Origin of the sequence: Streptomyces sp. NPDC018031, from assembly GCF_044327625.1 — a bacterium.
GTDB lineage: Bacteria > Actinomycetota > Actinomycetes > Streptomycetales > Streptomycetaceae > Streptomyces.
On sequence record NZ_JBIRFT010000002.1, the window covers coordinates 1 to 13,413 of the forward strand.

5 protein-coding genes and 1 tRNA gene are annotated in these 13,413 nt (G+C 71.7%); 5 read left to right on the plus strand and 1 reads right to left on the minus strand.

Features of this window, described 5'->3' with window-relative positions; all coding sequences use genetic code 11:
- The first annotated feature begins 142 nt into the window (after window positions 1–142).
- Together ACH4B3_RS06390 and ACH4B3_RS06395 are read left to right on the plus strand one after the other, a co-directional pair.
- Window positions 143–841: a DegT/DnrJ/EryC1/StrS family aminotransferase gene (locus ACH4B3_RS06390; RefSeq protein WP_398461604.1), complete on the plus strand. Its 699-nt coding sequence runs from the start codon at window positions 143–145 to the stop codon at window positions 839–841.
- 87 nt (window positions 842–928) lie between these two features.
- Window positions 929–1,001, plus strand: a tRNA-Thr gene (locus ACH4B3_RS06395).
- Between the two features lie 116 nt (window positions 1,002–1,117).
- Here ACH4B3_RS06395 and ACH4B3_RS06400 read toward each other — a convergent pair.
- The gene (locus ACH4B3_RS06400) at window positions 1,118–3,748 is read right to left on the minus strand and encodes a SpoIIE family protein phosphatase (RefSeq protein ID WP_398461605.1); all 2,631 of its coding nucleotides are present in this window, start codon (window positions 3,746–3,748) and stop codon (window positions 1,118–1,120) included.
- Window positions 3,749–3,995: 247 nt separating this feature from the next.
- Between ACH4B3_RS06400 and ACH4B3_RS06405 the strand changes: the two genes are divergently transcribed.
- The 3 genes from ACH4B3_RS06405 to ACH4B3_RS06415 all read left to right on the plus strand — a co-directional run bounded on the left by ACH4B3_RS06405 (window position 3,996) and on the right by ACH4B3_RS06415 (window position 13,356).
- Window positions 3,996–9,488, plus strand: coding sequence for a HAMP domain-containing protein (locus ACH4B3_RS06405; RefSeq protein ID WP_398461606.1), 5,493 nt, complete (start codon window positions 3,996–3,998; stop codon window positions 9,486–9,488).
- Between the two features lie 274 nt (window positions 9,489–9,762).
- Window positions 9,763–10,440 carry a two-component system response regulator gene (locus ACH4B3_RS06410; RefSeq protein WP_398461607.1) on the plus strand — a complete coding sequence of 226 codons (678 nt, stop codon included), beginning with the start codon at window positions 9,763–9,765 and terminating at the stop codon, window positions 10,438–10,440.
- A gap of 105 nt (window positions 10,441–10,545) precedes the next feature.
- Window positions 10,546–13,356, plus strand: coding sequence for a DNA translocase FtsK (locus ACH4B3_RS06415; protein WP_398461608.1), 2,811 nt, complete (start codon window positions 10,546–10,548; stop codon window positions 13,354–13,356).
- Window positions 13,357–13,413 lie beyond the last annotated feature (57 nt).

The following is a 13,413-nucleotide window of genomic DNA, read 5'->3' on the forward strand; positions in this document are numbered from 1 at the left end:
GGACCCTGTGGGAGAGTAGGACGCCGCCGAACAATTTTTGTGTGAAGCCCTGTCGGGAGCCTCTTCGGAGGTTCCTGGCAGGGCTTCACTGCGTTGCGTTCCGGGACACTCCACGTTCATGTTGCCTGGGCACGATGCGGCCATGGGGACTCCAGCGGATGAGCTGCGACGTGAGTTGACAGAGTCGGGCGTGCGTCCCGGCGACGAGGTGATCGTGCCTGCCTACGGCACGCCCGAGGCCGCGGAAGCGGTGCTCCTGGCCGGCGCCCGCCCGGTGTTCGTGGACATAGACGCCGACTCCTACTGCCTGGACCCGGCCGCCGCGGCCGCGGCGGTCACCGGGCGGACCGCGGCCGTCGTCCCCGTGCACACCTTCGGACACCCGGCCGACATGGCACGCTTCAACGAACTCGGCGCCCGGCACGACGTGCGGGTCATCGGGTACGGCGCGGTGCACGAGCCGATCGCCGAGATCGGCCGGCGCCAGGCCCACGCCGCCTTCCTGGACGGGAAGTTGCGCGGCGTGCTCACCCCCGTGGTGGCCGCCGGGGTGGTGCACAGCTACCAGCAGTACGTGGTGCGGGTCCCCGGCAACGGCCGGCCGGACCGGGACGCGTTCGCCCGCGCGCTGCGTTCCCGGGGCGTCGTCTGCCACGTCCCCGTACAGACCCCCGTGCACCGTCTGCCGCGCTTCCGGCGGGAGTTGTGGCTGGCGGAGACCGAACGGGCCGCCGACGAGTGCCTGGCGCTGCCGGTCGACGCGTCGATGTCCCGGCGGGAGCTGCAGCGCGTCGTGTCGGCCTGCAACGCGCTGGGCGGTCTGCTGCGGTCCGCCGCCTGAGAACCTGTCGCGAGTCGCCGCGCGGGGCTGATGGGGCGGGTGGTTCGGAGCGCACCCAAGTTCGGGTATGATTCTTTTCGTTGGCCCGCCCCAATAGCTCAGTCGGCAGAGCGTCTCCATGGTAAGGAGAAGGTCTACGGTTCGATTCCGTATTGGGGCTCTGGAAAAGAAGGAAAGGCCCCCGCCGTTCGGCGGGGGCCTTTCTTCGTGTGCGGCCCCGGTGCGCGGCGGCGCCGGCGGCCTCGCCGGGGCCGCCGCGCACCGGGGCCGGCGCCGTCAGTCCTCGGGAGCCCGCGGCTCCGGCACCCGCATCGCCAGGATCGCCATGTCGTCGGAGGGCGGCTCGACGGCGAACCGTTCCACCGCCCGCAGCACCCGGGCCGCGACCGCGCCGGCGGTGAGACCGGTACAGGTGGTCAGCACATCCGCGAGACCGTCGTCCCCGAGCATCCGGGAACCCTCACGGCGCTCGGTGACCCCGTCGGTGACGCAGAGCAGGACATCGCCCGGGTCGAGCGACACCGTCTGCTCGTACAGTTCGAGGTCGTCCATCACGCCGAGCAGCGGCTGCGGTTCGGCGGCCGCGTCCACCGTGCCGTCCGGCCGCAGGCGCAGGGGCAGCGGGTGCCCGGCGCACACCACCTTCAGCAGCGCACTGCCGTCCGGCTGCGGCCACAACTCGCCGTAGAGGAGGGTGAGGAAGCGACTGCGGGCGCCCTCGTCGAGGATGGCCGCGTTCAGCCGCTCCAGCACCGCCGGGCCGCCGAAGCCCTCCCGGGCCAGCAGGCGGAGGGCGTGCCGGGCCAGGCCGGTGACGGCGGCGGCCTCCGGACCGGTACCGCACACGTCGCCGATCGCGAAGCCGTAGGCGCCGTCGCGGATCGGGAACAGGTCGTAGAAGTCACCGCCGACCTCGTTGCCCTCACCGGCCGCCCGGTAGATCACCTCGACCTCGACGCCGGCGACCTCGGGCAGCTCCGGCGGCAGCAGGCTGCGTTGCAGCGACTGGCTGATGGCGGTCCGCTCCGAGTACAGCCGGGCGTTGTCGAGCGCCAGCGCCGCCCGCCGGGAGAGGTCCTCGGCCAGTTCCAGGATCTCCTGGCGGAAGTGCTCGTCGGTCGGCTTCCCCAGGGTCAGCATGCCGATCACCCGGTTCCGGGCCACCAGCGGCAGCACCACGGTCTCGCCGCCCACCGCGGCGGCGGTGGCCAGCGTGGCCCCGGGACCGGAGGAGGGGCGCGCGGCGTCGCCGAGGTTGAGGCTGCGGAGCGTGGTGCGCAGCGCGGCGGCGTTCGCCGCGTCGGCGGGCGCCGACCAGACCCGGGCGCCCGGGGTGGTCACCGGCTCCGGCGGATCGACCTTCGCCAGCAGCGCCTTCAGCCCGTCGATGCGGTCCTCGTCCTCGTGCAGCACATAGCTGAGCTCGGGCTCCGAGGACGGGTCGGCGATGGTGTACACGGCACACCAGGTGGCCAGGGTGGGCACCGTCATCTGCGCCATCAGGGCCAGCGTCTGGTCCCGGTCCAGGGTTCCGGCCAGCAGGTCGGACGCCTCCACGAGGAAGGACAGCGAGCCGCGGCGGAGTCGTTCCAGCTCGGTCAGCCGGGCGGACTCGACGGCGAGCGCGATCCGGTCGGCCGCGAACTGCAGCCGCAGCGCCTCCTCGTTGCTGTAGCGGCCGGGGGCCTCGGCGGCCACGCCCAGCGACCCGGTCAGCCGGCCCTCGACCTTCAGCGGGACGGTGACGACCGAGCGCATGCCGGTGTTGGCGAGCAGCGGCACGGCGCCCGGCACCACGGTGAGGTCCTCGTGGACGGCCGGCATGCGGGCCGACCCGTAGCGGCCGGTGCCGGCCTCGACGGGCACCCGGGCGAAGCGCTGGCGGGCGGACGGCAGTCCGGTGGAGGCGCGCACCTCCAGTTCGGTCTCGTCGTCGGTGGCGAGCAGCAGATAGGCCGAGTCGCCGTCGAGCATGTCCCGGGCCCGTTCCACGGTGCGCTGCAGCAGCCCGTCCAGGTCGTCCGGCGCCGGGGAGCCGATGAACACCTCGAAGGCGTCACTGGAGGTGCCCCGCTCGGGGACGCTGCCGCCGTCGCCGGACGGCCCGCGCACCGGGCTCTGCAGCACCGCGCGCTCGTGGTCGCGGACCAGCAGGCAGACCGTGGAGGGGGCGCCGTCGGCGTCCCGGACCCGCAGGTGGGACGCGTAGACGGGGAGCACCCGGCCGTCGGCGCCGCGGATGCCGTAGCTGCCCTCCCAGCGGGACAGCCGGAGCGCCTCGGCGATGCCGGTTCCGGTGCCCGGGGTGTGCGGCCAGGCGGCGAGGTCGGCCAGCGGCTTGCCGACGACCTGTTCCGCCGGGTAGCCGAACAACTCCTGGGCGTCGTCGTTCCAGGCGCTGATCGCGGTGGTGTGGTCGATCTGGATCACGGCGACCCGCACCCGGGTGTCGGTCACCGGCAGCGCCTCGGACGGCAGGGCCGGGCCCGCCGAGCGGGTGCCCGCCGGCCGGTCGGGGAAGTCCAGCTGGAACCACACCTGCTTCTGCGCGGCGCTGTACTCCACGCCCCAGCGGGAGGCGAGCGCGGCGCACAGGAGCAGACCCCGGCCGCCCTCGCGATCCGGTGAGCCGTAGTTGCGCCCGGCGTTCTCCAGCGGCAGCTCGCGCTCCGGGTAGCGGTCGGCGACCTCCACCCGCACCCCGTACTCGGCGCGGACGCAGCTGACGTCGGCCGCGGTGCCGGCGTGCACCACGGCGTTGGTGACCAGCTCGCTGGTGAGGACCACCGCGTCGTCGACGATGTCGGTGAGGCCCCAGCCCTGCAGCGTGTCCCGGACGAAGGTACGGGCGGAGGCGACCGAGCGTCCCACCGGTTCGAAGGTGGCGGCCGCTCGCGCCGTGATCACAGGTCTCCTCATGTGTGTCCCGGCGATCTGCTCACCCATGTGCAGCGCCCCTCCGATGCCCTAGCCGGATGCCAGGTTACTTACCTCCACGGCTCACGCGAATGCCGGTGGGAAGTGTTTCCACCCTGAGAGTGCCCTGTCCGGTGTGCGATGCTGCCCCAACTGTTACGGCCCGGCGTTCCCGGAGTGAAAGACTGGGAAGCTCGGAAGCGGAAGAACCCGACGGTCGACCTGCGGGAGGGACACGGTGGAGTCTGGCGCAGCGGCGCGGGGCAGGAACACGCGCACGAAGGGCGGACAGTCCCGGGCCAAACAGCGCAGCGGGACGATCGAGGTGGAGACGGCTGCGCTGCACCGGTTGCTCAACGTGATGACGGCGATGCGGGACGGTAATTTCCGCAAGCGGCTGGCGGTCTCCGGCGACGGCGTGATGGCCGAGATCGCCGAGGTGTACAACGAGATCGCGGAACGCAACCTCCAGCTCACCGGGGAGCTGGCCCGGGTCCGCCGGGTGGTGGGCCGGGAGGGGAAGCTGACCGAGCGGCTGGAGACCGGCCCGTGCGAGGGCGCCTGGGCGGCCGCGATCGACGCCTCCAACGCGCTCGTCGACGACCTGGTGCGGCCGGTGTCCGAGGTCGGCCGGGTGCTGACGGCGGTCGCCGAGGGCGATCTGGACCAGCGGATGGACCTGCGGGCGCAGGCACCGGACGGCACCGCGCCGCATCCGCTGCGCGGCGAGTTCCTCCGGGTCGGCCGTACCGTCAACGGGCTGGTGGACCAGCTGTCGGCGTTCACCGACGAGGTGACCCGGGTCGCCCGTGAAGTGGGCACCGAGGGGAAGCTGGGCGGCCAGGCGCGGGTGCGCGGTATGTCCGGTTCCTGGAAGGACCTCACGGACTCCGTCAACACGATGGCGTCCCGGCTCACCGCGCAGGTGCGGGACATCGCCCTGGTCACCACGGCGGTGGCCAAGGGCGACCTCTCCCGCAAGGTCACGGTGCACGTCGCCGGGGAGATGCTGGAGCTGAAGAACACCGTGAACACCATGGTGGACCAGCTCTCGTCGTTCGCCTCCGAGGTGACCCGGGTGGCCCGGGAGGTCGGTACCGAGGGCGAACTCGGCGGCCAGGCGAAGGTGCCCGGGGTGGCCGGCGTCTGGAAGGACCTGACCGACTCGGTCAACCTGATGGCCGGGAACCTCACCGCGCAGGTGCGCGGGATCGCCCAGGTGACCACCGCGGTCGCCAGCGGTGATCTGTCGCAGAAGGTCACGGTGAGCGCGCGCGGCGAGGTCGCGCAGCTCGCCGACACCATCAACACCATGACCGAGACGCTGCGCACCTTCGCGGACGAGGTGACCCGGGTGGCCAGCGAGGTGGGCGCCGAGGGCCTGCTGGGCGGCCAGGCGCAGGTGCCGGGCGCGGCGGGGACGTGGAAGGACCTCACCGACTCGGTGAACACCGCGTTCCGCAACCTCACCGCGCAGGTGCGGGACATCGCGCAGGTGACCACGGCGGTGGCGAGCGGCGACCTGTCGCAGAAGGTCACCGTCGACGTGGCCGGGGAGATGCTGGAGCTGAAGAACACCGTCAACACGATGGTGGACCAGCTCCAGTCCTTCGGCTCCGAGGTGACCCGGGTGGCCCGGGAGATCGGGGTCGAGGGCGAGCTGGGCGGCCAGGCGCAGGTGCCGGGCGCGGCGGGCACGTGGAAGGACCTCACCGACTCGGTGAACACCGCGTTCCGCAACCTCACCGGCCAGGTCCGCAACATCGCGCAGGTCACCACGGCGGTGGCCAACGGCGACCTGTCGCAGAAGGTCACCGTCGACGTCTCCGGCGAGATGCTGGAGCTGAAGAACACCGTGAACACCATGGTGGACCAGCTGTCCTCGTTCGCCGACCAGGTGACCCGGATGGCCCGGGACGTGGGCACCGAGGGCCGGCTGGGCGGCCAGGCGAAGGTGGACGGCGTCTCCGGTACCTGGAAGGACCTCACCGACTCGGTCAACTTCATGGCCGGCAACCTGACCTCGCAGGTGCGCAACATCGCGCAGGTGACCACCGCGGTGGCGCGCGGCGACCTGTCGCAGAAGATCGAGGTGGACGCCCGCGGCGAGATCCTGGAGTTGAAGAACACCATCAACACGATGGTCGACCAGCTGTCGGACTTCGCCGAGCAGGTGACCCGGGTGGCCCGCGAGGTGGGTACGGACGGGCGGCTGGGCGGCCAGGCCCAGGTGCCCGGGGTGGCCGGTGTGTGGCGGGACCTGACCGACTCGGTGAACGGGATGGCCGGCAACCTCACCGCACAGGTCCGCAACATCGCGCAGGTCGCCACCGCGGTGGCGCGCGGCGACCTGTCGCAGAAGATCGACGTGGACGCCCGCGGCGAGATCCTGGAGCTGCGCAACACCCTCAACACGATGGTCGACCAGCTGTCGTCGTTCGCGGAGCAGGTGACCCGGGTGGCGCGCCAGGTGGGCACCGAGGGGATCCTCGGCGGCCAGGCCGAGGTGCAGGGCGTCTCCGGCACCTGGAAGGACCTCACCCAGTCCGTCAACGGCATGGCCGCCAACCTGACCTCGCAGGTGCGCAACATCGCGGAGGTCACCACGGCGGTCGCCAAGGGCGACCTGTCGAAGAAGATCACCGTGGACGCCAAGGGCGAGATCCTGGAACTGGTCACCACGGTCAACACCATGGTCGACCAGCTGTCGGACTTCGCCGAGCAGGTGACCCGGGTGGCCCGTGAGGTGGGCACCGAGGGCCAGTTGGGCGGCCAGGCCCGGGTGCCGGGTGTCACCGGCATCTGGAAGGACCTGACCAGCAATGTGAACCTGATGGCGAACAACCTCACCAACCAGGTGCGCAACATCTCCCACGTGGCCACGGCGGTGGCCAACGGCGACCTGAGCAAGAAGGTCACCGTGGAGGCGCGCGGCGAGGTGGCCCAGCTCGCCGACACCGTCAACACGATGGTGACGACGCTTTCGTCGTTCGCGGACGAGGTGACCCGGGTGGCCCGCGAGGTGGGCACCGAGGGCATCCTCGGCGGCCAGGCCCGGGTGCCCGGCGTCTCCGGGACCTGGAAGGACCTGACGGAGTCGGTCAACTCGATGGCCAACAACCTCACCGGCCAGGTCCGCAACATCGCGATGGTCACCACCGCGATCGCCAACGGCGACCTCACCAAGAAGATCGACATCGACGCCCGGGGCGAGATCCTCGAACTGAAGACCACCATCAACACCATGGTCGACCAGCTGTCCTCGTTCGCCGAGGAGGTGACCCGGGTGGCCCGGGAGGTGGGCACCGAGGGGCAGCTGGGCGGCCAGGCCCGGGTCCGGGACGTGGCCGGCACCTGGCAGGACCTCACCGAGTCGGTGAACGAGATGGCCGGGAACCTCACCCGGCAGGTGCGGGCCATCGCCGAGGTCGCCACCGCGGTGACCCGCGGCGATCTCAACCTCAAGATCGACGCCGACGCCGCGGGCGAGATCCTGAAGCTCCAGGACAACATCAACACGATGATCGCCAACCTGCGCGAGACCACACTCGCCAACAAGGAGCAGGACTGGCTCAAGGGGAACCTGGCCCGCATCTCCGGTCTGATGCAGGGCCGGCGGGAGCTGGAGGACGTCGCCGGGCTGATCATGAGCGAGCTGACCCCGGTGGTCTCCGCCCAGCACGGCGCGTTCTTCCTGGCCGTGCCGGTGGCCGAGCTCGAGGCGGCGGGCGCGGCCGGCGCGGATGGCGCGGACGGCGGGTACGACGAGAACTACCAACTCACCCTGATCGGCAGCTACGGCTACTCGATGGGGTCGATGCCGACCTCCTTCCGCCCCGGCGAGACGCTGATCGGCACCGCGGCGAAGGAGAAGCGCACCATCCTGGTGGAGCACGTGCCACCGGGCTACCTCAAGATCGCCTCCGGGCTCGGCGAGGCCGCCCCGGCGCACGTCATCGTGTTGCCGGTGCTCTTCGAGGGCAAGGTGCTGGGCGTCATCGAGCTCGCCTCGTTCCAGCCCTTCGCGCAGATCCAGAAGGACTTCCTCAACCAGATCGCCGAGATGATCGGCACCAGCGTCAACACCATCAGCGTCAACACCAAGACCGAGGAACTGCTCAAGCAGTCCCAGGAGCTCACCGAGCAGCTGCGGGAGCGTTCGGCGGAGCTGGAGAACCGGCAGAAGGCCCTCCAGGCGTCCAACGCGGAGCTGGAGGAGAAGTCCGAGCGGCTGGCACGGCAGAACCGCGACATCGAGGTGAAGAACACCGAGATCGAGGAGGCGCGGCAGGTCCTGGAGGAGCGCGCCGAGCAGCTCGCCGTCTCGATGCGCTACAAGTCCGAGTTCCTGGCCAACATGTCGCACGAGCTGCGCACCCCGCTCAACTCGCTGCTCATCCTGGCCAAGCTGCTCGCCGACAACGCCGACGGCAACCTGTCGCCGAAGCAGGTGGAGTTCGCCGAGACGATCCACGGGGCCGGCTCCGACCTGCTCCAGCTGATCAACGACATCCTGGACCTGTCCAAGGTCGAGGCGGGCAAGATGGACGTCAGCCCGACCCGTATCGCCCTGGTGCAGCTGGTGGACTACGTGGAGGCCACGTTCCGGCCGCTGACCGCGGAGAAGGGCCTGGACTTCTCGGTCCGGGTCTCCCCGGAGCTGCCCGCGACCCTGCACACCGACGAGCAGCGGCTGCTGCAGGTGCTGCGGAACCTGCTGTCCAACGCGGTGAAGTTCACCGACACCGGCGCGGTGGAGCTGGTGATCCGGCCGGCCGGGGCGGACGTCCCGGACGCGATCCGCGAGCAGTTGCTGGAGCACGGCGCGCTGCGCGACCCGGACGCCGGCATGATCGCGTTCTCGGTGACCGACACCGGGATCGGCATCGCGGCCAGCAAGATGCGGGTCATCTTCGAGGCGTTCAAACAGGCCGACGGGACCACCAGCCGCAAGTACGGCGGCACCGGGCTGGGGCTGTCCATCAGCCGGGAGATCGCCCGGCTGCTGGGCGGTGAGATCCACGCGGCCAGCGAACCGGGGCGCGGCTCCACCTTCACCCTCTACCTGCCGCTGCACCCCAGCGAGCTGCCGCCGCAGGGCTACCCGCAGCTCGCTCCCGGCGGCGACGCCGCCGACCTGCCGGCCCTGGAGGCGGGCGAGCCGGCGGAGCAGCACGCGGCCCAGGCCGAGGCGCCCGCCGCGGCACCGCAGCCGCGGGGCGCCGGCGCGCTCTCCCGGCGGCGGCAGCGGGCCGCCCGGGGCGGCGAGGGCGAGCGCGGGACGGCGGGTCAGGCCCCCGAGCCCTGGCTGCTGGGCGGCCAGGACCTGGTGGCCACCGACCAGGGCACCGGATTCCACGGTGAGAAGGTGCTGATCGTCGACGACGACATCCGGAACGTCTTCGCGCTCACCAGCGTGCTGGAGCAGCACGGGCTGCAGGTGCTGTACGCGGAGAACGGCCGGGAGGGCATCGAGGTCCTGGAGCAGCACGACGACGTGGTGCTGGTCCTGATGGACATCATGATGCCGGAGATGGACGGGTACGCCACCACCGCGGCGATCCGGCGGATGCCGCAGTTCGCGGGCCTGCCGATCATCGCGCTCACCGCGAAGGCGATGAAGGGGGACCGGGAGAAGAGCATCGAGTCGGGCGCGTCGGACTACGTCACCAAGCCGGTGGACACCGACCACCTCCTCACGGTGATGGAGCAGTGGATGCGCACCGAGTGACGGTCCGGGGCCACGGCGGCAGTTTGCTGACACTCCGTGGCCCGGCACGTGTGGAACGGCGGCCGGTGGGGAACCTTCTGGTCTCCCACCGCGTTTCGCTTACGTGCGCAGTGACATCGCGGTGACAGGGTGTGTCGACAGGCGGGGTGCGGCTACCATGACCGGCACAAGGACGGGCGGCGCGAGGGAGTCGTCCCCTGGGGTGGCGCACCGCGCTTCCCCGAGCTCGGAGAGCAGGGGCGGCCCGATGCCAGGGCGAGGAGGACGGTCGGCCATGGTGCAGAAGGCCAAGATCCTCCTGGTCGATGACCGGCCGGAGAATCTGCTGGCGCTGGAGGCCATTCTCTCCGCGCTCGATCAGACCCTGGTACGGGCATCGTCAGGGGAGGAAGCACTCAAGGCGCTGCTCACGGATGACTTCGCGGTCATCCTGCTGGACGTCCAGATGCCGGGGATGGACGGATTCGAGACGGCCGCGCACATCAAGCGGCGGGAGCGCACCCGGGACATCCCGATCATCTTCCTGACCGCGATCAACCACGGTCCGCACCACACCTTCCGGGGTTATGCGGCGGGCGCGGTCGACTACATCTCGAAGCCCTTCGACCCGTGGGTGCTGCGCGCCAAGGTCTCGGTCTTCGTCGATCTGTACATGAAGAACTGCCAGTTGCGGGAGCAGGCCGCGCTGCTGCGCCTGCAGTTGGAGAACGACCAGCCGCTCGCCGTGGACGGCAAGGAGCCGGCCGGGCTGCTCGCCGAGCTGTCCGCCCGGCTGGCCGCCGTCGAGGAGCAGGCCGAGGCGCTGTCCAAGCAGCTGAACGAGTCGGCGGACGCGGCCGCGGTGGCCACCGCGGCGCACCTGGAGCGCAAACTCACCGGACTGCGCCGGGCGCTGGACGCGCTGGAGCCGGGCGCGGGCGGGGGCGGCGGCCAGGTGCCCTCCCAGGGCTGACCGCTGACGCGCCGTCACGCCGCGCGGCGGGCCGCCCCGGGCCCGCCTCGGTGAAACGGTCGGCCATACGTGCCCCGTCCGGCGGACGCGGGTAATCTCGCCCTCATGGCCTCTCGTACGTCCGGCAAGGGTTCCCAGAGCACGGCGGGCACCTCCAAGCAGCGCGCCGGACAGCCGCCGGGCGCTGCGAAGAAGGCGCCCGCGAAGAAGACGGCGGCCAAGAAGGCGCCCGCCAAGAAGCCCGCCGCGCCCGCGAAGAAGGCACCGGCGAGGAAGGCCGTGGCCAAAGTGCCGGCCAAGCCCGCGCCCTCGCCCTCCAACGGGGTGTTCCGCGCGGTCCGGGCGGTGTGGATGGGCATCGCCCGCGGGGTGGCCGCACTGTTCCGGGGGATAGGGCGGGGCGCCAAGGGGCTGGACCCGGCGCACCGCAAGGACGGGCTGGCGCTGCTGCTGCTCGCCCTGGCGCTGATCGTGGCGGCCGGCACCTGGTCCAATCTGCACGGCCCGGTCGGCGACCTGGTCGAGATGCTGGTGACCGGGGCGTTCGGCCGGCTCGACCTCATCGTGCCGATACTCCTGGGCGCCATCGCCACCCGGCTGATCCTCCATCCCGAGAAGCCCGAGGCCAACGGGCGCATCGTCATCGGCCTGTCCGCGCTCGTCGTCGGCGTGCTGGGGCAGGTGCACATCGCCTGCGGTTCACCGGCCCGGGCCGACACCGAGGCGGTCCAGGACGCCGGGGGCCTGATCGGCTGGGCGTTCTCCGCCCCGCTGGTCTACGCGATGGGCGCGGTGCTGGCCGTGCCGCTGCTGGTACTGCTCACCGTCTTCGGTCTGCTGGTGGTGACCGCGACCCCGGTGGCGGCGGTCCCGCAGCGGCTGCGGTCCCTCGGCGTGCGGCTCGGGCTGCTCCGCGACCACGGTCACCACGAGGTGTACGACTACGGGTACGCCGTCGAGCAGGAGGTGGCGGACGAGCCGGGGGAGTACGCCGAGGAGTGGCGGGAGCCGCGTCCCCGCCGGCCGCGCCGGGCCGCGGCCGCCCGGGCCGCCGCGGCCGGCGGTCCCGACGCCGAGCAAGCCGAGGAGGAGGCGCTGGACCGGCGCCGAGGGTCCCGCCGGGGCGCGGCGGTCGAGCCGCCGGCGGGCGGTCCGCCGGACGCGGTGGACGTGGCCGCCGCCGCGGCGGCCGCGCTGGACGGTGCGGTGCTGCACGGCGTGCAGCCGTCGCCGCTGGTGGCCGGGCTCAGCACCGGCATCTCCGGCGAGCGCACCGGCGCCGGGGTGCCGTCCGCCCGGGGGGCCGTGCCGCCGGGCCGTGCGGCCGCGGGGTCCGCCGGGGAGGAGGAGCGCACCCAGGTCGTCCCCGACCTGACCCGGACCGCGCCCGAACCCGCGGACCCGCTGCCGCCGCGGGCCGAGCAGCTCCAGCTGTCCGGCGACATCACCTACGCACTGCCCTCGCTGGACCTGCTGGAGCGCGGCGGGCCCGGCAAGACGCGCAGCGCGGCCAACGACGCCGTGGTCGCCTCGCTGACCAACGTCTTCGCGGAGTTCAAGGTGGACGCCGCGGTGACCGGCTTCACCCGCGGCCCGACGGTCACCCGCTACGAGGTCGAGCTGGGCCCGGCGGTGAAGGTGGAGCGGATCACGGCGCTCACCAAGAACATCGCCTACGCGGTCGCCAGCCCCGACGTGCGCATCATCAGCCCGATCCCGGGCAAGTCCGCGGTCGGCATCGAGATCCCCAACAGCGACCGCGAGATGGTCAACCTGGGTGATGTGCTGCGGTCGGCGGAGGCGGTCGGCGACGACCACCCGCTGGTGGTAGGGCTGGGCAAGGACGTCGAGGGCGGCTACGTCTCGGCCAACCTGGCGAAGATGCCGCACGTGCTGGTGGCGGGCGCCACCGGGTCCGGCAAGTCGTCCTGCATCAACTGCCTGATCACCTCGGTGATGGCCCGGGCCACCCCGGACGACGTGCGGATGGTGCTGGTGGACCCCAAGCGGGTCGAGCTGACCGCGTACGAGGGCATCCCGCACCTGATCACGCCGATCATCACCAACCCGAAGCGCGCCGCCGAGGCGCTGCAGTGGGTGGTGCGGGAGATGGACCTGCGCTACGACGACCTCGCCGCGTTCGGGTTCCGGCACATCGACGACTTCAACGCCGCCGTCCGCAAGGGCAAGGTCGTACCGCCCGAGGGCAGCGAGCGCGAGCTGCGGCCCTACCCGTACCTGCTGGTGATCGTCGACGAGCTGGCGGACCTGATGATGGTGGCGCCGCGCGACGTGGAGGACTCCATCGTCCGCATCACCCAGCTGGCCCGGGCCGCCGGCATCCACCTGGTGCTCGCCACCCAGCGGCCCTCGGTGGACGTGGTGACCGGCCTGATCAAGGCGAACGTGCCCTCCCGGCTCGCCTTCGCCACCTCCTCGCTCGCCGACAGCCGGGTGATCCTCGACCAGGCGGGGGCCGAGAAGCTGATCGGCAAGGGCGACAGCCTCTTCCTGCCGATGGGGGCGAGCAAGCCGGTCCGGATGCAGGGCGCCTACGTCACCGAGCAGGAGGTGGCCGTCGTCGTCGAGCACTGCAAGGCGCAGATGGCGCCGGTCTTCCGGGAGGACGTGACGGTCGGGACGGCGAAGAAGAAGGAGATCGACGAGGACATCGGCGACGACCTCGACCTGCTGTGCCAGGCGGCCGAACTGGTGGTCTCCACCCAGTTCGGGTCGACCTCGATGCTCCAGCGGAAGCTGCGGGTGGGGTTCGCCAAGGCCGGCCGGCTGATGGACCTGATGGAGTCGCGGGGCGTCGTCGGCCCGAGCGAGGGTTCCAAGGCCCGGGACGTCCTGGTCAAACCGGAGGAATTGGATGGAGTGCTGGCGGTGATCCGGGGGGAGGCTCAACCGTGAGGGAAACGGCGGGCAACCGTTTCCCGGGTCGATACGTCAAGTTGAGCGAGGTGATGG

Bases quoted from the DNA above. Each gene is read 5' to 3' on its own strand.
- ACH4B3_RS06390 (WP_398461604.1), top strand. From the start codon at position 143: ATGGGGACTCCAGCGGATGAGCTGCGACGTGAGTTGACAGAGTCGGGC.
- ACH4B3_RS06410 (WP_398461607.1), top strand. From the start codon at position 9,763: ATGGTGCAGAAGGCCAAGATCCTCCTGGTCGATGACCGGCCGGAGAAT.
- ACH4B3_RS06415 (WP_398461608.1), top strand. From the start codon at position 10,546: ATGGCCTCTCGTACGTCCGGCAAGGGTTCCCAGAGCACGGCGGGCACC.